This is a genomic window from Pedobacter sp. MC2016-14 (genome assembly GCF_020991475.1).
Classification (GTDB): domain Bacteria; phylum Bacteroidota; class Bacteroidia; order Sphingobacteriales; family Sphingobacteriaceae; genus Pedobacter.
On the sequence record NZ_JAJMPA010000002.1, the window covers coordinates 48310 to 71344 of the forward strand.

Genomic DNA, 23035 nt, shown 5'->3' on the forward strand with positions numbered 1-23035 from the left:
TTATGATTTGAATACCTTAGGGAACTTAAAATTAAATTTATGGGAGCATGGGGCCACGGACCTTTTGAAGATGATGCAGCACTGGATTTCGTTCGGGAAATAGAGGAAGCAGAAAATCCGAAAGAAATTATAATAGAAGCGCTAGACAACGCTGCAGACGCAGCCTATTTAGAAGCCGATGAGGCTAATGCGGCAATTGTCTCAGCCGCTTATATTGATAATTCAATTAATGGAACAAAATACACCACTCTAGAGATGAGCGAGCCTTATGAGGTAGATAGTTTTTCCACAAGATTTCCTGACCTTGATTTATCTGATCTCAAAAGCAAAGCAGTAGCTGCATTAAAAGTAGTGATTGCTGAAGGCTCTGAGCTAAAAGAACTTTGGGAAGAAAGCCAGGAGCCTGCATGGCTTAACGGAATTGAGGAAATGATTAAGCGCCTTGCCTAAAGTTAATACGGGCAACTAAAAATAAAATTTAATCAGGAGGTTTGACCGGTGCAGATGCATAAGGCATAAGCGGAAAGCATTAAATATAGATTTATGGATAAACTATTGACTGGACAATATGGAATTGACCGTTTTGGTAACCCCACAGTAAAGAAAGGAGGAGCCTCACGATGTTAAGGAATTATATCACAATTTTAATTATGGTGGTTGCAACCATCGTAACAAAGGCACAGGACCAAATACCAAGCATAAAAGGGGAAAGTTCCATATTTAAGATTACTGATAGAGGATCTTATCCGAATATTAGTGATCTTAAGGTATTTATTAAAGATAATGAAGGTTTTGCTATGAGTGGTTATGTATGCTTAAGAGATAATGAAAATAGGATATTGGTTAAAGTCTTTGCGGATAAAAAAGGTGAGGCGAATTTGATGGTTTATGATTTGAAAGATGTGAAAACTATAACTATTGATTACATGGGATATAATAGGGTTGTAATACCAATCGCAAGACTGAGAAACAGAAGTTCGACTATAGAAGCTAAACTTTTTGGGCAGTCTACCTCAGACTAATTCATAGAGGAAACCAAGCCGCAATCATTTCCAGGATACGCGGCTTAGTGCCGATAAGTTGTGTGCTAATCTTTAGGCGGCGTTTTAATAGGGTTTATAATCAGATATTAATTCAATATGGATTTTCCCCATCAGATATTTCAACATTTAACACGCAAAATGTAAATGCCCCAATAAATAAAAGAGTACCAACTACTGGATGTAATTAAAATTATGAAAAAAATTCTATTTTGCACAATCTTAGTGCTTGCGATTTTATCTGCTAGGAATACTATCGCTCAACAACCTGTAAAAATAATTTATTTTTATGCAGATACCTTGAGTATTAATCCAGATCTTAATATAATTGAGATTGACAATGAGGGGCCGATTTTTTATTATAGCTTTCATTGTAAATGCATGCCGCCCTATTTTAATAATTATCTTACATTTATATGTTATGAGCCCAGGGCTAAATCTTTAATCACTAAGGCAAAGCCTCTGCATAAATATATTTCACTCAAGGAACTTCTTGATATCTCGGTTAAAGCGGGTGATGGCTTCGAAAGCTTCTATAAGCTCTCCATAGTTGAACCATTACCAGACGGGAATTATATCGAAAGCAAAGTAAAGATCAAACGATCAAGGAAAGAAATAATTGTTAATTAGTATTGTCTTGAGCTTGCACGGGAAGGTTTGATCGACACTAACGGATGCATTATTGGCAGAAGAATATGACATTGACCATTTTGGCAATCCCAGAGTAAATAAAGGAGGAGCATGAGGATGTTAAGAAATTATATCACAATTTAAATTATGGTGGTTGCAACCATTGTAACAAAGGCACAGGACCAAATACCAGGCATAAAAGGGGAAAGTTCCATATTTAAGATTACTGATAAAGGATCTTATCCGAATATTAGTAATATTAAGGGATATTAATTCAACATGGGTTTTTCCCATCAGATATTTCAACATTTAACACGCAAAATGTAAATGCCCCAATAAATAAAAGAGTACCAACTACTGGATGTAATTAAAATTATGAAAAAAATTCTATTTTGCACAATCTTAGTGCTTGCGATTTTATCTACTAGAAATACCATCGCTCAACAACCTGCAAAAATAATTTATTTTTATGCAGATACCTTGAGTATTAATCCAGATCTTAATATAATTAAGATTCATAACGACGGCCCGATTTTCTATTATAGCTTTCTTTGTAAATGCATGCCGCCCTATTTTAATTCTTATCTCGCATTTCAGTGTTACGAGCCCAGGGGTAAATCTTTAATTACTAAGGCAAAGCCTCTGCATAAATATATTTCACTAAAGGAACTTCTTGATATCTCCGTTAAAGCGGGTGATGGCTTCGAAAGCTTCTATAAGCTCTCAATAGTTGAACCATTACCAGACGGATCTTATGTAGAAAGCAAAGTAAAGATTATACGATCAAGGAAAGAAATGATTGTTAATTAGTATGATCTTAATTCTATTGATTACCTGGGATAATAGGGTTATAATACCAATTGCAAGACTGAGAAACAGAAGTTCGACTATAGAAGCTAAACTTTTTGGGCAGTCTACTTCAGACTAATTGATAGAGAAAGATCTCTCGTCGCTATGCTCTGTCGAAATGACGGCTGTGCAGGTTTAGACTGCTAATCCTTCGGTGGCGTTTTAATGGGGTTTACAGGTTGCTCTCCCTGCTCTCTTTTTTTAGCCGGGTTTTTAAAGTTTGCTTCTTCAGCATTGTAATCCTTATCTTCAGGTTGTTTAACGGCTTTGTTGCCTGCAGGAACTTTTCCTTTTGGAGTTTCTTCTTTAAAGTTACTGCTGGGTTTTTCGTTTGTCTTTTTAGGCTCGCTGTTCATAATATGTAGGTATTGTTAAGGATACAACAGATACTTCTTGCGCATTGTTTTATATTTACTGAGCCCCGGCTCCCAGCTGTCCCTGATTTCTTTTTCAGACTTGCCTGCAATGATCATCTCCCGCACACTTGAAACGCCAAATAAACGATCAATGTTGCCCATTTCCTTGCTCAGCTTGTAATTGAAAAAGTCTGCTTTGTTGGGCGATGCTTTGTACAGTTCTATAATCCAGCTGAGGTTAACCTGTTTTTGTTTTCTAATGAGCGATAAATCATAATCTCTGAGGTCAATTCCATAACATACCTGGTCTCGAAATAGCGGAGTTTCTGACATGCCTTTGATGCTTTTTGGTGTAAATGAAAAGCTGTATTTGCCTTTTAACGCCGGTGAGCCCAGAATGGTGAAAGGAAATTGGGTTCCGCGGCCATGGTTTAGGTACGCCCCTTCAAATACACAGGTAGAAGGGTAGAGTAGGATAGACCTGTTTGAGTTTAAATTTGGCGATGGGTTTACAGGTAACACGTAAGGCATATCGTGCTTGTAATTTGCCACCTTAATTACGGTTATTTTGCACTTTACTTTGTTTTTTAACCAACCCTCACCATTTAACATTTGGGCATACTCTCCAACTGTTAAACCATGTACCATTGGAATAGCTTGTAAGCCAATACCCGAAACCCATTTTGGATCTAGAATAGGCCCATCTATATAAAAGCCATTCGGATTTGGCCGGTCTAAAATCATCACTTCTTTGTCATTTACAACACAGGCTTCCATAACATGCTGCAGGGTATTGATGTAAGTGTAAAAACGGACGCCAACATCTTGGATGTCAAACAGCATGATGTCTACATCTGCAAGGTCTTCTGCGCTAGGTGTACTGTGTTTACCATATAGGGAAATGGTTTTAATACCTGTTTTTGTATCCACATCATCATTAACATGTACACCGGCACTCGCTTTGCCCCTAAAGCCATGCTCTGGTCCAAAGATTTTTACAATATGAACACCCAACTTTAATAAGCTGTCTACCGTAGTTTCTTTGCCTATAATGGATGTTGGGTTAGCTATAATGCCTACCCTTTTGCCTTTTAGCAGGGGTACATAGCGTTCAGTCTGCTCTGCACCGGTGCGTATAGCACTATACTTAGCTGCTTTTGATGAACTATCCTTCTGTGCAGCAGTTAATGAACCTTCTTTTCCTGTATTGTTATGTCTTGTATTTCCGCAGGCATCTAAAGCCAGCAAACCTATTAAAACAGCAATTACGGGTGCCTTCATGTGTGTAATTTTAAATTATATACTTCAAATAGAAATGAATTCAGCATTTTTGCTAATATACAACTTATCGCATAGCATTGAATACAGAATATTTTATTGCCAAACGCATTGCCATTAAGTCCGAACGGACTTTTTCAAAATTGATTGTGCGGATAGCCATATCGGGCGTAATGCTAAGCCTTGCTGTAATGATGCTGTCCATTGCGATTATTAAAGGTTTTAAAACTGAAATCCAGGAAAAGGTACGTGGTTATGTAGGCGATGTAAGGGTTTTTAAGCTGGATACCAATAATTCTTTTGAACAGCGCCCTTTTATCCCTTTGCCCAAGACCATTACTGACCTTAAAAAAAATCCTTTTGTAGCATACATTCAGCCTTACGCCACCAAGCCGGCCATCATATCAGCCAATGAGGAAGTAGAGGGGATTAACTTTAAAGGGGTAGATGCAGGTTATCACTGGGACTACATAAAAAAGCACCTGGTGAGTGGCAGTTTGATAGACTTTACAGATAGTGTTAAGGCAAACGGACAAATCTTAATTTCGCAGTACACGGCAGATAGGTTGAAACTAAAAACGGGCGACGATTTCATCATGCACTTTGTGCAGAATCCGCCACGCAGGCGTAAATTTAAAATTGTTGGTATTTACAATATTGGGGTAGAGGAAATTGATAAAAGTTTTGTGATTGGCAGCATTAACATTATAAGAAGGTTAAACAACTGGAAGCCAAATGAGATTGGTGGCCTTGAAGTGCGGTTAAAAGACTTTGCAAAGTTAACTGTAGCAGCAGATGATATTTATGTAAATCTGGAAATCAATTTAAAATCTGAATCTGTACAGGAATATTTTCCTAATATTTTTACCTGGCTTTCTTTATTGGATGTAAATACAAGGGTTTTACTGATTTTAATGATGATTGTAGGGGTAATTAACATGATTACCGCACTTTTAATCATGATTCTGGAACGCACCAATATGATTGGAATGCTCAAATCTTTTGGGATGACAGATTACAGCATTATGAAGATCTTTTTATTTAACGCCATGTACCTGGTAGGGTATGGGCTTTTGCTTGGCAATGCCCTTGGCCTTTGGCTTGGCTTTTTACAGTACTACACACATATTTTTAGCTTAGACCAGTCTTCTTATTACCTGTCTTATGTGCCTGTAGAATTTCATTTAATGGATATTGTGCTGTTGAATATGGTAACTGTGATTATTTGTTTGGTAGTGCTGATACTGCCCTCTTTATTGGTAAGCAGGATTTCTCCTTTAAAAGCTATAAGGTTTAAATAATGGACTAGCTTGCCGGTCTTAAATTTTGGGAAATAGCAATGATGTTGTATTATTGTATAAAACCTATGATATCGTGACTGAAGACAACAATTCCAGTATAAAGTATCCTGGAGATGCGGGGATAAATGCCGACATTAATTCCATAGCACGCATTTCAATTGTATCCACCATATTGGATGTAGTTTGCCGCACAACCGGGATGGGCTTTGCTGCGGTAGCCAGGGTAACTGATACTAAATGGATTGCCTGCAGTGTAAAAGATGATATCAATTTTGGGCTTAAAACAGGTGGAGAACTGCTACTGGAAACTACCATTTGTAACGAAATAAGAGAAGACAGGCAACTTGTAGTTATTGATCATGTAGATAAAGATGAAAGATTTTGCAAGCACCATACGCCAGCGATGTATGGCTTTCAAAGCTATATCTCGGTGCCTATTTTGCGTAAGGACGGAAGTTTTTTTGGCACTTTATGTGCAATTGACCCAAAACCGGCCTTAATCAACACCGTGCAAATCAGGGGTATGTTTACGCTCTTTGCTGATCTGATTTCTATGCATCTGAGCAGTCAGGATGAGCTTTTGGCCTCAGAGGCCAAAATTCTTGAAGAACAAAAAATAAGTGATAAATTACAGGAAGCCTTACAAACAGGCAATATGGGTACCTGGAGTATTGACCCTAAAACCCTGCATGTAAGTATGTCTGATAACATCAAGGAGCTTTTTGGCTTTTCTTTAACGCATGACATCAGTATGGAGCAGATTATGGAGGCCATTGATCCCGAATACCACAAGCCGCTGACAGATGTGCTTACAAATGCAGTTGAAAAACACAAATCAAGCGATATTACCTATTCTATTACTAACCTGGTAACAAAAGAACGCAAATGGGTAAGGGCAACCGGCAAGGTTTTTTTACACGGAAATGATCCTGTAGAATATTCTGGTTTGGTAATGGATGTAACTGCCGATAAAATGGAAGAGATGCGTAAAAATGACTTTATCGGTATGGTAAGTCATGAGTTAAAAACGCCCCTTACTTCGCTCAACGGTTACATTCAGCTGCTGCAGCGGGTGGCTATAAAAGGTGCTGATACTTTTGCTGCCTCTGCTTTGGGTAAGGCACATGCGCAGATTAAAAAGATGAGCAATATGATCAATAGCTTTTTGAACGTTTCCCGTCTTGAAGCTGGCAAAATTTTAATTCAGAAACATGAATTTCAGCTGGATGAATTGCTTAGGGAGATCATTGATGAAACAGATTTGACCGTAAGTAGCCACATGATCACTTTTTTACCATGTTGTCAGGTTATGATATATGCCGATCATGATAAAATTGGTTCAGTTATTTCAAATTTACTGAGTAATGCGGTAAAATATTCTCCAAAGGGCAAACAGATTACTGTTAAATGTGAAATTATAGAAGATAGCGTTGTGGTGAGTGTAAAAGATGAGGGGATGGGTATTAAACCGAATGACATAAACCGGTTATTTGACCGCTTTTACAGGGTTGAAACCAAGCATACACAAAATATTTCTGGATTTGGAATAGGGCTTTACCTAAGCGCAGAGATTGTTGAGCGCCATGATGGACGCATATGGGTAGAAAGCCAGTCTGGAGTGGGGAGCACATTTCACTTTTCATTGCCGCTGAAAGCGCAGGAAATTGTGTAAATTTGCAGCCTCATCATATTAGAATAGAAAACTGTGTCGTTAGATAAATTAAAACTAAGCAAGGCCCTGGTCACATCAATGACTGATGCCGGGTACTTAACTCCCAAAGAAATTCAAGCCAAAACCATGTCAAGAATCCTTGGGGGACAAGACATCATTGCTGTAGGACCAGAAAAATCTGGTAAAACAACTACGTATGTACTTGGTGTTTTAATGCGGTTAAAATACACAAAAGATGAAGCACCCAAAGTGCTCATTTTGGTAGCAGATAATGAGCGTGGGGCTGCTGTTATAGAGCAGTTTGTTACTTTAAGTAAAAACCGGGACCTCAATATTGTTGGTTTATTTGGTACTGGTGGTTATGAGGCTGAAGTAAGCGAGCTGGCCCTTGGAATTGATATTGTGGTGGCTACGCCAACCCGTGCAAGGGCAGTATACCTAAAACTGGGCTTAAACCTGAGTAAATTGCAAACTTTTATTGTAGATGATGCCGCGCAAATTGTAGCACAAGGCATGCAGCTTCCGGTTTGTGAACTGGCCAGAAGCGCAGGGAAATGTCAGCATTTGATCTTTACAGAGGTAATGCACGATAAATTGTATAAAATGACAGATCAGTTCCTCAACTTTCCTACGCTGATAGAAGTAGAAGATTTTGGGGATACAAAAGCGGAAACAGTGACTCAACTGTTGTACCAGGTGCCAAATTATAAAACGAAGCTCAACTTATTACATAGCCTTTTGCGGGATGATGAAGTGTTTGAGAAAGTAGTTGTATTTGTAAACGGCCGTTTAACTGCTCAAAAGCTTTGTAAAAGCCTGGAAAGTGCTAAGCCGGGTGAGTATGCCATGTATAAACCTTTACATTTTGATGAGGGTGGTTTTGATGATTTTGAAGACTTTAAACAGGTTCCTGAAGCCAGGGTGCTCATTGTGGCCAATGATGGCGCAGGGCTATTGGATTTAACAGGTATTCCTTTTATATTTCATTTTGAGGTGCCTGAAGAAAAAGAAACCTTTTTAAGCCGTATTGTTAAAAACAAAGCGCAGGAAGATGAAGTTGTGGCCATTACTTTTGCTACAGACCTGGAACTTGTTCAAATTAAGAAGATAGAGCAAGCCATAGGGGCTAAAATAGAAACAGCAGAATTGCCAGAAGAGCTTTTAGTAGAGAAAACAGTTAAAAAGCCCAAAGGGATTGATAAAAACCGACTGGTTAAAGCAGACGAAGATATGCCCTTAGGTGGTGGGGCTTTCCATGAAAAAAAGGAAAGCAATTCAAAAAACTACAACTACGGTATTGGGCAAAAGGCAAAAATGACGATGAAGAAAAAGCACAGCTAAAGCTTTTTTGCTTCGTTCCAGTAAACATCCATTTCGGCGAGTGTCATGTCTTGAAGGGCCTTGCCATTTTCATGGGCCTTACTTTCAAGGTATTGGAAACGTTTGATGAATTTTTTATTGGTTTTTTCAAGCGCGTTTTCTGGATTAATGTTAATAAAACGTGCATAGTTGATTAAAGAGAAGAGTAGATCACCAAATTCACTTTCTGCCTTTTCTACATCGATAGCACTATTTTCAACCACATTAAACTCCTCTTTAAATTCCTGAAGTTCCTCTTCTACTTTTTCCCAAACCTGGGTTTTGTTCTCCCAGTCAAAGCCAATGCCCCTTGCTTTTTCCTGAATCCTGCTTGCTTTTACCAGGGCAGGCAAAGAGGCGGGTACTCCTCCTAAAACAGACTTATTGCCTTCTCTAAGCTTAATTTGTTCCCAGTTGCGTTTTACATCTTCTTCGCTGTTCACTTCAACATCACCATAAATATGCGGATGGCGGTTAACCAGTTTGTCACAAACACCGTTAAGCACCTCCAGAATATCAAATTCTCCCTTTTCTGACGCAATGCGGGCATAAAATACCAGGTGCATCATCACATCTCCAAGTTCTTTCTTTACCTCTGTCATATCTCCCTCCAGTATGGCATCAGATAGTTCGTAAGTTTCTTCTATGGTAAGGTGGCGCAGCGTTTCCATAGTTTGCTTTTTATCCCATGGGCATTCGGATCTTAAAGTATCCAGGATAGTGAGCAAACGTGTAAAAGCTGCGGCAGGGTCTGCGGCAGCAACAGGAGGGATGTGATTGGGCATAAAAAATGGTTTATAGAACGCTAAAATACCAAATAATTCAGCTATTCCGCTTCTTCGAACTTTATCTTTTTTGTAATTCTAAATACTTTGCGCTTTCTTTTTGATCCGGATTCTTCCTCTCCAAGCAATATTCCCCAGGGCTTTAGCTCGTCTACCCTATCAAATATAATCTTGAGCATGGCCAGATAAGGGATGCATAAAAACATGCCTGAAATTCCCCAGATCATTTCGCCAACTACAATGCCTATAAAAGCAAACAATGCATTGATCTTTACCTTGCTGCCCACTATTAAAGGCATCAGGATGTTACCGTCTAGCGCATGTATAGCTATAAAAGCAAGTAATACCAGTAAAGCCGTAGCGCCACCCGCGGTAGCAAAGGTGATGATAACACTAATGAGCAAGGCGCTAAAAATACCGAGGTAGGGGATCACATTAAATATCCCTGCAATTAAGCCCAGCAATACTGCATACTTTACATTTAGCATAGAGAGTGCCGCTATGGTTAATGTGGTAACCAGTACCATTTGTAAAAACAGACCCAAAATATAGCGTTTAATGATGTACTGTATTTGCTTCAAAATATCATTTACCCGGCTTGCATGTTCTTCTTTAAATACAGCCGTAATAAAATGAAACAATACCCTGCGGTAATTGAGGATAAAAAACGTAAACAGTATGATAAAGGCGAGGAACAAAAGGGTGGAAGAAACGGTAAGCAGCGTAGCGCCCAGCACAGCTGCGCTTTTGGCAACGGCACCAGCGGCAGTATCGTTTAAATAATCCAGTTGTTTATGTGCGTTTACATGGAAAGTCCTTGAAATCCAGTTCTGGGCGTCGTGAAAAGTCTCCGTTACCTGGTGTTTTAACAAAGGCCAGTCCTTCATCAAATCGCTCAGTTGGCTAGCAAAAAAGAAAAGCACGCCGATAATGATGCCCAGCATAATGCACACTGAGGTAATAGAAGCGATGCCCCGTTTAAACTTTAACTTCTGCTCAAAATAATTGGCCATAGGCAGCAGTATCAACGCCAGCAAAAAGGAGAATAAAAAAGGAGCAAGAATGGTTTCGCCTAATATGGCAATATAAACCAGGCATATAATGGAAACTAGTACCATAGCCAGTTTGGTATGGAAGGGGGTAGAGGAAATTTTTATCAAGCTGTTTAAAATTAAAGTTGGCAGGTATTCATCTAAAAACAAAAGCCCTGCCAGAATTAAATATAACCAGGTGCTTTAGGTTGTTAGGATAATTTTAGGCTTTGACTGCTCTTAGCATTTCTCTTTTTCCTGGAGCTCCGGGCAGTTTCTCTACGGTAAAACCTATCGCTTTTAATGCACGCTTAAGTTTACCCGTGATGGCATAGGTTACAAAAATACCTCCTGGCTTTAAAAATGAGGCGGCATGGGCAATAATTTCATCCGTCCACATCTCTGGCTGGTGTTGTACAGAAAACGCATCATAATAGATGAGGTCAAATTGCTGTGCGCTCTGGTACCTATGTAAATAGGTATGTACAATACGGAGTTTTTGTGCTGGTAAAATATTCACCAATTGCTGTAAGGCTTTGCCATAGTTGAGCGTAAAGCTATCCCAAAGCAGGGCAGGTACATACTTATGGTATGCCGTTGATTCCAGTTCTTCACTTCTTAGGGGAAATGCCTCCAGCGATGTATAGTTTAGCGGAACATGATTTTCTGCGGCATAAGCTGCGCTGAGCAGAAAATTTAAGCCGGTGCCAAAGCCAACTTCGAGGATGCTGATTTCCTGTGCGGGAAAAATGGCGATGGCATGTTTTAAACCTGCGTCTATAAATACGTGTTTGCTTTCCTGTAATGCACCGTGTTTGGAGTGGTAGTGCTCTCCAATAGTTTCATTGTACAGGGTATTGGATCCGTCGGCAGTAGGTGTAATCACATTCATTGTTCAAATTTATCTGAATTACTTAAATTAGCCTTAAATTATTTGTTATGGATGTTGAAATGTTGCGGGATTATTGCCTGAGCCTGCCTGGAAGTACCGAAGAGTTAAAATGGGCTGAGCATTTGTGTTTTATGATCCACGAAAAAATCTACGTAATCCATTCGCTGGATGAAGGCAGGATATCTTTTAAATGTGATCCTGAGGATTTTGAAGCGCTTACGGCAAGAGATGGCATTACGCAAGCCGCACATTTTGCTAAAGGGCAATGGGTTTCTATTGTTTCAACGGAGGTTCTGCCTGCCCCGGAACTGAAAGCGTTAATTCTGAAATCAAGAGAACTTGTTTTAGCAAAACTGCCAAAAAAAATACAGCAGCTATATTTATAACAATTGTTGTAGATCACATTTTCCTGTGCTGTCAAACATTATTTAACCCTTGGCATCGCTATAGATTTGTTTCAAAATAAATCAATAGATTATGAAAAGGTTATTTGTATTTGCAGCAATGATGATTGCTGGATTGAGCGTTTTTGGTCAGTCAACAGGAGCTAAAAATGAATGGAGAATCAGGTTACGTGGTGTAGGCGTAGTGCCGCAGGAAAGTGCGAAAATTGGCGTCATTGGAGGTGATGCAGCTATCTCCAATTCGTTTATTCCGGAACTTGATTTCACTTATTTTTTTAATAAACATTTTGCGGCAGAACTGATTTTGGGTACTACAAGACATAAGGTAAGTACTACAGCTTCAAATTTAACTGCTATAGGAGGCGCCGCTTCGGCAAATGTAGATTTGGGTAAAGTTTGGTTATTGCCACCAACATTGACGTTTCAATACCACTTGCCTGTTGGAAAGTTTAACCCTTATGTGGGTGCAGGAATTAACTACACTATATTTTACGGAGTAGATGAGGGGCCAGTAGTAAAAGGGTTGGATTATAAAAACAAATTTGCTTTCGCTGCGCAGCTAGGTGCAGATTACGACATCAGCAAAAAAATGTTCATCAACGTTGATGTTAAAAAACTGTTCCTTTCTACAGATGTAACTGTTGATGCCTCAAATTTAACCCCCACTTCCAGCCCACAACTTTCTTCTACATTGGCTAATCTACCTGCCGACGTAAAAATCAATCCCTGGCTTATAGGCGTAGGTATTGGTTATAAGTTTTAAAACAAGAAGTATTTGGTTGTATGTAGTTAAGCTGCTTCGCTGGAAGCGGCTTTTTTATTTGTTAAACCAGTAGTAAATTCTGGTAATCCCCAGTGTCCTAACGATGAATCCGGTTAACAATAATGTTTTTATTGACTTCATGGTTTTAGATTGTTTATAGAGTATTAACATATTTTAACATAATTTATTGTGTGCAATGTAAGTTTTATGTTATGTAACCCGCTATACGATCCTAGGTGTATACTCAAAGGGAATCAGTAGCTTTGTACTAAGCAGTATATCCATGGCAGAAACTACAGTACACGATCATACACATCACCACGAAAATGAAGATCACGATCATGCAGATCATGATCATGGTGATGCCTCTTCTTTTAAAACTTATATTCCTGCAATTACAAGTTTTGTGATGTTGTTGTTGGGAGTTGTACTTGACAACTTGATTAAGAATGATTTTTTTAATACTTACCTGCGTTTAGCCTGGTATATCCTGGCTTACTTGCCAGTTGGTTTGCCCGTTTTAAGAGAAGTTTACGAAACTGCATCAAAAGGGCAGATCTTTACAGAATTCCTGCTCATGTCACTCGCCACTATAGGGGCTTTTGGTATTGGTGAATATCCGGAGGGTGTAGCTGTTATGTTGTTTTATACCATTGGAGAGCTGTTTCAGGGTGCTGCCGTGAGCAGGGCCACTAAAAATATTAAAGCATTGCTTGATGTACGTCCGGATACGGCGAGTGTTTACAGAAATTCTGTTTATCAAATTGTGAAACCAGATACCGTGCTTGTTGACGAAACCATTCAGATTAAAGTTGGAGAAAAAGTTCCTCTTGACGGAGAACTGCTTTCGGAAATCAGCAGCTTTAATACTGCCGCCCTTACCGGAGAAAGTAAACCCAGAACGATCAGAAAGGGAGAACCTGTACTGGCAGGAATGCTCAATCTTGATAAAGTGATTGAACTGAAAGTAAAGAAGGAGTTTAAAGACAGCTCATTGGCCAGAATTCTGGATTTGGTTCAGAATGCTACTTCAAGGAAGGCAAAAACGGAACTTTTTATCCGTCGTTTTGCTGCGGTATATACGCCAATTATTTTCTTTTTAGCCTTAGCGCTGGTATTGGTGCCTTTCCTTTTTGTGCCCGATTATCAATTTAAAGTGTGGCTATACCGCGCTTTGGTATTTTTGGTGGTTTCTTGTCCATGTGCATTGGTTATCTCTATTCCCTTAGGTTATTTTGGAGGTATTGGTGCCGCCTCTGCCAATGGGATATTGTTTAAAGGTTCTAATTTTTTAGACCTCATTACTAAGGTAGACACCGTAGTTTTGGATAAAACGGGCACACTCACGCATGGCGTGTTTAAAGTTCAAAAGTTAGTAAGTGCCTTGCCTGAGGATGAATTTTTGGGCTACCTGGTTGCTTTGGAAAGTAAATCTACGCACCCCATTGCCAAAGCCATTGTTGCTTATGCTGCTGCTAAAAATTGGGTGTTTGCTAGTGATATAGCAGAAATTGCGGGCATGGGTTTACGTGGAGTAGTGAATGGAAAAGTTATTCTAGCCGGCAATGCAAGGTTGCTTAAAAAATTCGGCATTGATTATCCTGTTGACCTGGATCAAATTCCGGAAAGCATAGTTATGGTTGCTGTTGATGAGGTGTATGCAGGCTACGTGCTTATTGCTGATGAAATTAAAAGCGATGCGCAAGACACCATAAAATGTCTGCAGGGGGCAGGGATTAAACAAATTGTGTTGTTAAGTGGTGATAAACTATCCATTGTAAAAAAGGTAGCCCAAGAATTGGGGATCCAAACCTATCATGGAGATTTGTTGCCTGAAGATAAGGTGAGCAGACTTGAAGCACTGCAAAAGAATAAAACCGGGAAAATTGCTTTTGTGGGCGATGGCATCAACGATGCCCCTGTATTGGCGTTAAGTGATATAGGAATTGCCATGGGGGCGATGGGGAGTGACGCAGCCATTGAGACTGCAGATGTAGTGATTCAAACAGATCAGCCGTCTAAAATCGTCACTGCGATAGCTATTGGCAAGGCAACTAAAAAGGTAGTATTTCAAAATATTACATTGGCCTTTGTGGTAAAAGCTGCTGTTTTGATTCTTGGTGCAGGAGGTTTGGCCACCATGTGGGAGGCTGTTTTTGCCGATGTTGGGGTAGCGCTCCTGGCCATTTTAAATGCGGTACGCATTCAAAAAATGAAGTTTTTGTAAGTGCGGGATTCTGAACTCAGGTGGCTATAATGTTTGTATTAACTGTTGTAAGTTCATTTTGCTCGCTGCATTAACATTAATGAGTTGATAAGACTCATTGTATCTTGCAGAGCGCCATCGCCATTTAAACTGGTCAATTGTTTTTATATCCCGACTCTGGAACCACCATGCAGTGTAGATTTTATCTTTTCCTTTAACGAGCACACCCGTATAAATTTCATTGCCATTAATCGTTTCTTTTCTAATGTATTTAAAAGTATATCCGCTACCGCTCCAGCAAATTTTCGGATTGTGTTCTGGTGCGTAAAAAGGCGCAGGCTTTATATAAATGAGGCCAGTTTGGCTTTCAAATTTAATAATTCCATTCTTTAAATTTTGCCGGGCAAATCCGCTTATAGGCTTTATAGGTACGCTGGTACCTATAATTTCATCCATAGTTTTAAGGTTGAAAAATGAGATAATTAGGGCGATAAATAGTATAAAATGAATGAGTGGGGATTGTAGGTTAGCTTTTGGTGATTTAAAAACCCAGACATTACTGCAGTCTTCCGCAGGTATAGCCGTTTTCCGAAAAAAGAATTTACTTGCAGACAGCAGCGGAAGAAATACATAAACCGCAAGGCATATGAGCCCGATTACTTCATGTCCAATTGTGCCTTCTTCTATATTGAGTATAACAAGAATAAGAATTCTAAGGAGGTTACATGCCAAATTAAGAAATGTGGTGAAGAAGAGAAATCCAAGAATGTGAGGGAATGCTAAAGATTTTCCGGTATTTTTTTGATAATAAATAAGTATGGATATGCAGAGGATTAGTGAAGTGTTTAACATATTTAGTCCCGCGCATGCCTCATCTACAGAAAAATCCTGTCCGTTAAATTTTATGATGTTCCCTTGACTATGAGCTGGCATTCCTAAAAGAAAGAGTAAGGCTGTGGCTTTTTCTGTGAGCCATAATCTTATGGGGAAGCTTATTGTTGTGCTAATAAACTTGAACACAGGTGAAATGATAAACAGCAGAACGAGCACACAACTATTTAGCTTTCCTTTGTGGCTTTCTATGAGCAATAAGGCGGTAAAAAGCAATGCAATAAAAAGGAGTGTTTTAACGGGAAAAGCCAGTACCAAACCTACGGCTAATAGGGATGGTACCAGGTATCTCCAGGAGCGCTGCTTACTTTTAACACCTAAAAAGTAGGGAAGTAGCAGAAAGCCAAATCCGGCATTCAGATCCCATAAAAAATATACCCTTAAGAGATAGATAGCAAAAAAGGTATAAATTGCGAGAAGGCCGTAATAGTAGTTACGCTGTAACTTTGTCATGATTGCTTTTCCATAAATAAGCCAATACAAATACTGCCATGATGATCAGCATCCACTCGTGTGGCTCGGGTACTGCCCCGGAAGATTTTACAGCTGCATTTTTTAGGCTGTTTTTACTGTCTTCAATATTAAACCGCTCATAGTCCTTCTGTGTCTCCAAAACAATCAGACTAGATACTGGTGAAACTACATATGCGGTTTTAGCTTCTTCTATAATTTCCGGCTGAAGGTAATTTTGGTTAAAATAATTTTTCCCCGCCTTCTTCATAATGTCATTATAGGCATATAGTCTCATTAAATGGTCTGGGGCTGTGCCCGCTGAAGTGTTGGGTATAGACTCTATTACCATTTCTGCACTGCTGATGACGGTTTTATTGTCGTTTTCCTGGTTACTCAAAAACAGTCCGGTATTTAACTGCTGTCTAAGATTTTTAAAATTGCCATGTTCATAGTTTAGCAAGCGAAATTCTTTTAAAGCGCTTAAGTACGGTGAGAGGTTCTCGCCTAAATCAAATATGCGGATATGGGTAGGATGATTAAAATAGTGGGTTAGGCTTTTCTGAAACTCACTGTTTTCAAGATCTCCAAGGCTGGGGGATTGCATTGTGCTTTTAGAGATAATTAAAGCATTTTCTGGATTTTTGATCTTATAAACAGGCATTAGGCTAAAATTCTGTTCATGTAATTGTGAATAGATCTGATTAAAGTTTTGAGGCGTGAGGCGGGTTAGTTTATCACTGAAAACATATACACTTTTTAATTTAATAAGTTCAAGCAATTGCACTGCTTCTTCGTCCGTCCACGAGCTGTTTAAATCTGCATATATTTTTTCCGGATGAAATGATTCGTACTTTTTATCGAGATTTTTGACTTTATAACTCGTTCCGGAAAAAGAAAAAGTTTCTGTGGATAAAGGAATGTTCTGGCAGGAGATTTCCCAATACGGAAGATAATCCCGGTCGCGTTCATAAATGTTTTTTTCGACTTCGTGATAATCCTTTAAATCAAATTTAGATGTAGTATTTGATAACGCTATGCGGACTGTCTCAGAGGTAGATTTGGCAGCCGGACCTTCAAAATATGGGTTTTGATAGGTAAGTTTACCTTCAGTTTTTTTTAAGGGGCTGGTTATTCCTATTTTAAATTTTCTGTTTTCAGCAATTGTACATGGAAAAACCCTAACGGTAATTTTGTTCCCCTCCTGCCAGTGAATGACTGAAGGATCATGTTGTTCAACGCCTACAATTTCCTTATATGCTGTGTCTGCCTTTGCTTTGGAAGTTAAGATCGCTTTTTCTTCCTTGTTATTTATCCAAAGTGAGAGTGAAGTTACTGCAGAACCCTCGGGAAGATGAAAGGTGTAAATTGCCTCCTGATTATTCCAGGCTCGCTTACTTAAGTTGGCGATACTAATGGTTTTTTCGGTATAAGCAAGCCTGTATTCGGGATAAATTTGCACATTGCTGATCACATTGGCCGTTTTTAATTTGTCGCCTGCCCACAAACGTTCCTGTGCCTGATGCCTGGAATCGTACATGGATTGCAGTATTTTTATTTTCTCCCTTTCTCCTAGGTTATTTTTTGTGCCGAACAGGCTGGAAATAATAACCAGGGGATCATGTTTTTTTAGTTCATCGAATGTTGATAGGCCGAAATCTCCCCAGAAGATGCTTTTTCCCAAATTAGCAGTTTTATATACAAGATCTGCCTTGATGAAACGTTCGGTAATGAAAGACTTTTTTAACTCCTGGCTAATGGATATCCAGGGGGGAAGCGTGTTTTTTACCAGAGCATGGTGGTTAAGGATGTAGTTGATTTTGGTATTGGTTTTATGCCATGAGATTGCGAAAAAAGCGCAATAAATTGCGGGCGCTAAAATTCCAGTCAAAAAGGAGTAAAGCAATGTTTTATGTGTTTTTAGCAATCTGAATGTTATAACCGTAGTTATTATAGCCAGGTATAAGGTTACATAGGTATGTAAGGAGATACCCAATCCTATTGCAGCAAAAGCACTGACAATATAAAGGGGTGTAAGATATAGCGAATAGTAGGTAAACAAGAGGATAGAAATTCCCAATAATAAGGCCAGCAGATGTTTTAAGTAAAGAGGGAAATGGTCTTTATAAAGATATAAAAGTAACGTAATGCAGGAGATGCAAATCCAAACGCAAAGCCAGGTTACTGAATTTTCGAATACATTCATTTCCCGGTTTAATGAAAATGCACTAATCAGCCACAAGATGAGCATCAGTATGGTATATTCTATATTGGCTTTGGAGATTTTAGATCCATGGAGTCCCACTGCATTTCCTAAAACCATTACAGTAAATACGGCTGTTAAACCGTAGTTTAAAAAGAAAAGACCAAATTCAAAGCGTTGGTCTAAACTTGTAAGATTATTGTCTGCAATGGTATAAATGCCAGCAGAGATGGCGATGAATGCAATACCAACACTGGTGAGCCAGTCTTTAAAGATGACTTTTGTTTTCATTTTTGTTGTTTTAGAAGTACTTTGTTTTTCAAAGTATATGTTTAAAAAAAATATTATTTCTGCAGTTTTATTAAATTTTCCAGTGCCTGGAGGTGCTTTCTAAATGCAGTTCGGCCTGTTTCTGTTGCAATGTATTGGGTGTTGGGTTTACGCCCGATAAAAGATTTATGTACGGAAAGATAGGCTTCCTTTTCAAGCGCTTTTAAGTGCGAAGCTAAGTTTCCATCTGTAACTTGCAGCAGTTCTTTTAAGGAATTGAAATCGTATTGCTCATTGGCAACCAATACGCTCATGATCTGCAACCGGATGCGGTTTTCAAATGCCTTGTCAAATTCTTTTAAGGGATTTTTCAACTGTCGTATTTAAAATGCATGATAGAACCATAAAGAATATGAAGTATTCCAAAGCCAATTGTCCAAAAGATTATGCCATAACCAGGAAAGAAAGCTGCAACCAGGCCTAATATAATTTCAAAAAAGCCAAGGCCTTTGACATCTGTATAGGTATAGTGACTTCCTGCAACAAGCGACAATCCATAAAATATCAATGAGGCTGGTGCAATTATTCCATATTCACCTCTTAAGATTAAAATCAGGATAAAGACGCCTCCTGTAACCAAGGGGACTGCCATATTGCTCAGCAGACGTTTGCTGCTTACATTCCATACTTGTTCATTTTTCTTACTTGCTTTACGTACAGTAAGCCAGATGCCAGTTGTTAAAGAGAGAAAAAGTACTGCAGCAGCAACAAAACTGAGTTGCACTAAAATTTCAGTTTCATTTGCATAATGACTACGATATCCTGTAATGCCGGAAGCGCCATAGACAATGTTATAGCCTATAAACGCACCAATTATTGCATAAATTCCAGCCATGATACCTGATAAACCACTTAGCGATATAAATTTAGCAGAACGCTCCATTAGGTTCTTTATGGAGTTTATTTCCGAATATACATCTTGTTCTTTCATTTAAAGTACTTTGAGTAGCAAAGTAATGGTAATAAAATGAGATTTGCAAATTAATTTATGTTTAAATGCTAAACCTTAGCTTTCTTGTATGGTAAGCAGCTAAGTCATACATTTGGTTCAACTAATTTATGATGATGAAGAAATTTCTTTTATTATGCCTGCTGTGTCCGCTTGCTTTTTATAGTTTTGCACAGGGTAAAAAGTTTACAGTGCAGGAAGCGATGACAACTGCCAGAGGGGTATTGGCTCCTGAAAACTTACAGCAGCTACAGTTTATATATGGCACAGAGCAATATGTTTATGCCAAGCGCGTAAATAACAACGTAACCTGGATGTCTGGCAGTTATTCAACCAAAACAGAGAAGCCCTATTTATCCCTTACACAACTGAATCAGAAACTAAGGGCAGCAAGGCAAGATACCTTAAAAACCATGCCGATGATACAGTTTAACCAGGCAGCGGAATGGATTTTGTATCTAAATGGTGCTAAGGTTGCTTTTAACCCTTCAACAAACACTTACCGTACAATTTTAACAGCTGAGATAGCCAATAAGACTAATGCTGAAGAAAGTAATGCTGGTTATGTGGCTTATTTGGATGCGAATAATCTTTTTGTGCAAAAAGACAACAAAGCCAGGCAGGTAACCACAGATGGTAGTAAAGATATTGTTTATGCTTCTACCGTACATCGTGAAGAATTTGGTATTTTAAAAGGAACATTTTGGAGCAATACGGGTAAGAAGCTAGCCTTTTACAGAATGGATCAAAATATGGTGGCCGATTACCCGATTATAGACTGGAGCGTGAGTCCGGCTAAAAACCAAAATATCAAATATCCAATGGCAGGAGGGATAAGTCACCAGGTAACCGTTGGGGTGTATAATGCGGAAAACCAAAAACTCGTCTATCTAAAAACTGGCTTGCCCGCAGAGCAATACCTTACCAATATTGCATGGAGCCCGGATGACAAATACATTTATATCGCAGTGGTAAATCGTGCCCAAAACCACATGAAAATGAATATTTACGATGCGGTAACCGGTAACTTTGTAAGAACCATTTTTGAGGAAAAAGATGAGAAATATGTAGAGCCATTAAACCCGGTTATGTTTCTGAAAAATGATCCGGCTAAGTTTATTTGGCAAAGCAACCGAGATGGCTGGAACCATTTCTATCTTTACAGCACCACAGGAAAAATGATTAAACAGCTTACCAAAGGTAGCTGGGAAGTGCTTGAGGGAAAAGGTTTTGACACTAAGGGCGAAAATTTGTTTTATACGGCCACAGAAGAATCACCAACAACCCGGAATTTATATGTTGTAAATCTAAAAAGTGGTAAATCAAGAAGAATTACACGTGGATATGCGGTACACAATGTACAGGTTAGTACATCAGGAAATACCCTGATTGACAATTATAGCAGCACAGAAAACCCAAGGACTATTGCTATACTAGAAACGGCTTCAAGAAGGCCAAGGGTAATCTTGCAAGCCAAAAATCCCCTTACAAATTATGCTTCGGGAACACCGCGTGTGTTCTCTATTAAAAACAATACTGGTGATGACCTGTATTGCAGCATATACCAGCCTGAAGGATATGATGCTGCTAAAAAATATCCGGTAGTTGTTTACTGGTATGGTGGTTCGCATGCTCAATTGGTTACCAATAGCTGGAATGCGGGGGCAGGCGACTACTGGTTTAGGTACATGGCGCAGCAGGGCTATGTGGTATTTACCATGGATACCCGAGGTAGTGACAACCGTGGTAAGGCATTTGAGCAATCTATGTTTCGTAAGGTAGGTGATGTGCAAATGGAGGACATGATGACCGCCGTAGATTACTTGAAAAGTTTGCCGTATGCAGATACAAGTCGTATGGGCTTATTTGGCTGGAGCTTTGGCGGTTTTAATACTATAGATTTTATGGTTAACCACCCCGGGGTTTTTAAAGCTGCAGTAGCTGGCGGAGCCGTAACCAACTGGGCTTATTATGAAATTATGTACGGAGAGCGCTATATGGATACGCCACAGGAAAATCCGGATGGCTATGCGGGAACGGACATGAGTAAGCAGATAGGCAAGCTAAAAGGTAAATTATTGCTGATTCACGGCATGCAGGATCCGGTGGTTGTGCAGCAACATACTGTAGACCTGGTAAGAAGTGCGGTTGATAAAGGAGTTCAGGTTGATTATATGATCTATCCCGGACACGAGCATAATGTAATAGGAAAGGATAGGAGCCATCTCTACCAAAAGGTGACAGATTATTTTGTGGAGAATTTAAGATAAGGCACAAGTTGGGTGCTTAGGCGCCCAGAAAGTTGTTAAAAGATGTTAAAGTGGTTTCACTGATTACTTAAAAGAAATTTTTTCGAATTGTTTTTAAAAATTTGGAAGTTTAAAATTTATCCTTAATTATTGTATTGTAATATAATTTTTACAATGGCAGGGGATTTCTTTAAAACCAGGTATAACACTTCTAAAGGGAAGTTTTATGAGGATAACCGTTTCATATTTTTAATATGGATATGTGTTACTTTAATTTTTGTTGTTGATTCCTGGATCACCAACAGGCTTAACAATTACCTTATTTTTGAAAACACCTTCAGAAACCTTTTGCATCAGCAATCTTTTTATGCTGCTTATCCGCAATATCATGAAGATGTAAACCACTATGGACCGGTGTTTAGCCTAATTGTGGCTCCTTTTGCAGCACTACCCAATTGGATTGGCTTACTTTTATGGAACCTGTTCAACTGTGTTTTTCTTTTCAAAGCAGTGCAAACCTTGCCAGTTAGTGATAAAGAAAAAATGATTTTCGGTTATATCGCACTTCCATGTTTAATTGAATCTATGTTAAACCAGCAGTTTAATGCTGCCGCCGGGGCTTTAATCATTTTAAACTACACCCAGCTTAATAAATCAAGAGGATTTTTCTCTTCTATGTTTATGATGGTGGGGATTTTTGTAAAGCTTTACGGAATTATAGGCCTTACTTTTTTCCTGTTATCAAAATATAGAACCCGTTACGTTTTGTATTCTATAGGTTGGGGCCTGGTATTTTTTGCATTGCCTATACTATTCTCATCTCCTCAATTTGTGCTGCATTCTTATGTAGAATGGTTTAGCGCTTTAATAGAAAAAAATGCCATCAATGTATCTGGCGAAGGGATAGATATGTCTATTATGGGCTTTTTCAGGGCACTTTTTCAAGTGCCTTATTTAAGTAATGGCATACTCATAGGCCTAGGTGCTTTGCTTTTTATTATTCCTTTAGCCAATGTTAGGCATTACGGTAAAAAGAAATACCAATTGCTAATCCTTTCTTCTACCTTACTTTTTCCAATATTGTTTAGCACAGGTGCGGAAGACTGTACGTTCATTATTTCTATAGCAGGGGTAGGCATCTGGTACATTCTGGAAAAAAATAAACTCCTAAAAAATGTATTGCTACCGGTACTTCTTGTTGTAGCCTGCGATTTTCCAATGTTGATTTTTCCGGCATTTGCCAAGAGTCACCCCATACTTTTATCTATGCTCAGCTTTCCTTATTTCCTGGTTTGGATTAGGGTTTTGTATAAAGCATTCAGGTACGAGGCTGTTTTTCAGGAATCCAGAAGGTGGTCTGTAGCGGCAGCATAACAGGGCATGAAATTTTACGAATC

Annotated in this window: 20 protein-coding genes; 11 read left to right on the forward strand and 9 right to left on the reverse strand. The window is 38.9% G+C overall.

Features of this window, described 5'->3' with window-relative positions:
* Positions 1 to 39: 39 nt before the first annotated feature.
* The 3 genes from LPB86_RS12680 to LPB86_RS12690 all read left to right on the forward strand — a co-directional run bounded on the left by LPB86_RS12680 (position 40) and on the right by LPB86_RS12690 (position 1670).
* The gene (locus tag LPB86_RS12680; protein ID WP_230644460.1) at positions 40 to 450 is read left to right on the forward strand and encodes a DUF4259 domain-containing protein; all 411 of its coding nucleotides are present in this window, start codon (positions 40 to 42) and stop codon (positions 448 to 450) included.
* Positions 451 to 650: 200 nt separating this feature from the next.
* A complete protein-coding gene (locus LPB86_RS12685) occupies positions 651 to 1022 on the forward strand; it encodes a hypothetical protein (RefSeq protein ID WP_230644462.1) in 372 nt (123 codons plus the stop codon).
* A 213-nt stretch (positions 1023 to 1235) separates the two neighbouring features.
* Positions 1236 to 1670: a hypothetical protein gene (locus LPB86_RS12690; protein ID WP_230644465.1), complete on the forward strand. Its 435-nt coding sequence runs from the start codon at positions 1236 to 1238 to the stop codon at positions 1668 to 1670.
* Positions 1671 to 2662: 992 nt separating this feature from the next.
* Here the strand turns inward: LPB86_RS12690 and LPB86_RS12695 are convergent.
* Positions 2663 to 2875, reverse strand: a complete 213-nt coding sequence (locus tag LPB86_RS12695) for a hypothetical protein (RefSeq protein ID WP_230644468.1) — start codon at positions 2873 to 2875, stop codon at positions 2663 to 2665.
* A 15-nt stretch (positions 2876 to 2890) separates the two neighbouring features.
* Positions 2891 to 4156, reverse strand: a complete 1266-nt coding sequence (locus LPB86_RS12700; RefSeq protein ID WP_230644472.1) for an exo-beta-N-acetylmuramidase NamZ domain-containing protein — start codon at positions 4154 to 4156, stop codon at positions 2891 to 2893.
* Positions 4157 to 4233: 77 nt separating this feature from the next.
* Here LPB86_RS12700 and LPB86_RS12705 point away from each other — a divergent pair, with 77 nt between their 5' ends.
* From LPB86_RS12705 to LPB86_RS12715, 3 genes are all read left to right on the forward strand, one after another.
* Entirely contained in the window at positions 4234 to 5454 is a 1221-nt protein-coding gene (locus tag LPB86_RS12705) for an FtsX-like permease family protein (RefSeq protein WP_230644476.1), read from the forward strand.
* A gap of 25 nt (positions 5455 to 5479) precedes the next feature.
* The gene (locus LPB86_RS12710) at positions 5480 to 7126 is read left to right on the forward strand and encodes a GAF domain-containing sensor histidine kinase (protein WP_230644479.1); all 1647 of its coding nucleotides are present in this window, start codon (positions 5480 to 5482) and stop codon (positions 7124 to 7126) included.
* A 78-nt stretch (positions 7127 to 7204) separates the two neighbouring features.
* The gene (locus LPB86_RS12715) at positions 7205 to 8467 is read left to right on the forward strand and encodes a DEAD/DEAH box helicase (protein WP_255695557.1); all 1263 of its coding nucleotides are present in this window, start codon (positions 7205 to 7207) and stop codon (positions 8465 to 8467) included.
* On the opposite strand, the gene mazG is transcribed toward LPB86_RS12715, so the two are convergent.
* The 3 genes from mazG to mnmD all read right to left on the reverse strand — a co-directional run bounded on the left by mazG (position 8464) and on the right by mnmD (position 11193).
* The gene (mazG, locus tag LPB86_RS12720) at positions 8464 to 9270 is read right to left on the reverse strand and encodes a nucleoside triphosphate pyrophosphohydrolase (RefSeq protein WP_230644483.1); all 807 of its coding nucleotides are present in this window, start codon (positions 9268 to 9270) and stop codon (positions 8464 to 8466) included. The two genes, LPB86_RS12715 and mazG, sit on opposite strands and share 4 nt — an antisense overlap.
* Before the next feature lie 41 nt (positions 9271 to 9311).
* On the reverse strand, positions 9312 to 10430 hold the full coding sequence (locus tag LPB86_RS12725; protein WP_230644486.1) for an AI-2E family transporter: 1119 nt from the start codon (positions 10428 to 10430) through the stop codon (positions 9312 to 9314).
* A gap of 94 nt (positions 10431 to 10524) precedes the next feature.
* On the reverse strand, positions 10525 to 11193 hold the full coding sequence (gene mnmD / locus LPB86_RS12730; RefSeq protein WP_230644489.1) for a tRNA (5-methylaminomethyl-2-thiouridine)(34)-methyltransferase MnmD: 669 nt from the start codon (positions 11191 to 11193) through the stop codon (positions 10525 to 10527).
* 47 nt (positions 11194 to 11240) lie between these two features.
* Here mnmD and LPB86_RS12735 point away from each other — a divergent pair, with 47 nt between their 5' ends.
* From LPB86_RS12735 to LPB86_RS12745, 3 genes are all read left to right on the forward strand, one after another.
* Positions 11241 to 11579, forward strand: a complete 339-nt coding sequence (locus LPB86_RS12735; protein WP_230644491.1) for an MmcQ/YjbR family DNA-binding protein — start codon at positions 11241 to 11243, stop codon at positions 11577 to 11579.
* Positions 11580 to 11670: 91 nt separating this feature from the next.
* Positions 11671 to 12360, forward strand: coding sequence for an OmpW family protein (locus tag LPB86_RS12740; protein WP_230644492.1), 690 nt, complete (start codon positions 11671 to 11673; stop codon positions 12358 to 12360).
* A 283-nt stretch (positions 12361 to 12643) separates the two neighbouring features.
* Positions 12644 to 14587, forward strand: coding sequence for a heavy metal translocating P-type ATPase (locus LPB86_RS12745; RefSeq protein ID WP_230644494.1), 1944 nt, complete (start codon positions 12644 to 12646; stop codon positions 14585 to 14587).
* Positions 14588 to 14611: 24 nt separating this feature from the next.
* Here the strand turns inward: LPB86_RS12745 and xrtN are convergent, their stop codons facing one another.
* Genes xrtN through LPB86_RS12765 form a run of 4 tightly spaced genes read right to left on the reverse strand, consistent with a single transcriptional unit; the run spans position 14612 to position 19371 of the window.
* Positions 14612 to 15910: an exosortase N gene (gene xrtN / locus LPB86_RS12750; protein ID WP_230644496.1), complete on the reverse strand. Its 1299-nt coding sequence runs from the start codon at positions 15908 to 15910 to the stop codon at positions 14612 to 14614.
* On the reverse strand, positions 15891 to 18401 hold the full coding sequence (locus LPB86_RS12755; RefSeq protein ID WP_230644498.1) for an XrtN system VIT domain-containing protein: 2511 nt from the start codon (positions 18399 to 18401) through the stop codon (positions 15891 to 15893). The genes xrtN and LPB86_RS12755 overlap by 20 nt, the downstream gene beginning before the upstream one ends.
* Before the next feature lie 53 nt (positions 18402 to 18454).
* Positions 18455 to 18754: a transcriptional regulator gene (locus tag LPB86_RS12760; protein WP_230644500.1), complete on the reverse strand. Its 300-nt coding sequence runs from the start codon at positions 18752 to 18754 to the stop codon at positions 18455 to 18457.
* Entirely contained in the window at positions 18751 to 19371 is a 621-nt protein-coding gene (locus tag LPB86_RS12765; protein ID WP_230644502.1) for a hypothetical protein, read from the reverse strand. Before LPB86_RS12765 ends, LPB86_RS12760 begins: the two co-directional genes overlap by 4 nt.
* Positions 19372 to 19499: 128 nt before the next feature.
* Here LPB86_RS12765 and LPB86_RS12770 point away from each other — a divergent pair, with 128 nt between their 5' ends.
* Both LPB86_RS12770 and LPB86_RS12775 read left to right on the forward strand, forming a co-directional pair.
* Positions 19500 to 21659, forward strand: a complete 2160-nt coding sequence (locus tag LPB86_RS12770) for a DPP IV N-terminal domain-containing protein (protein WP_230644504.1) — start codon at positions 19500 to 19502, stop codon at positions 21657 to 21659.
* 153 nt (positions 21660 to 21812) lie between these two features.
* Complete coding sequence (locus LPB86_RS12775; RefSeq protein WP_230644505.1) at positions 21813 to 23012, forward strand: glycosyltransferase family 87 protein; 1200 nt, start codon at positions 21813 to 21815, stop codon at positions 23010 to 23012.
* Positions 23013 to 23035: the final 23 nt, after the last annotated feature.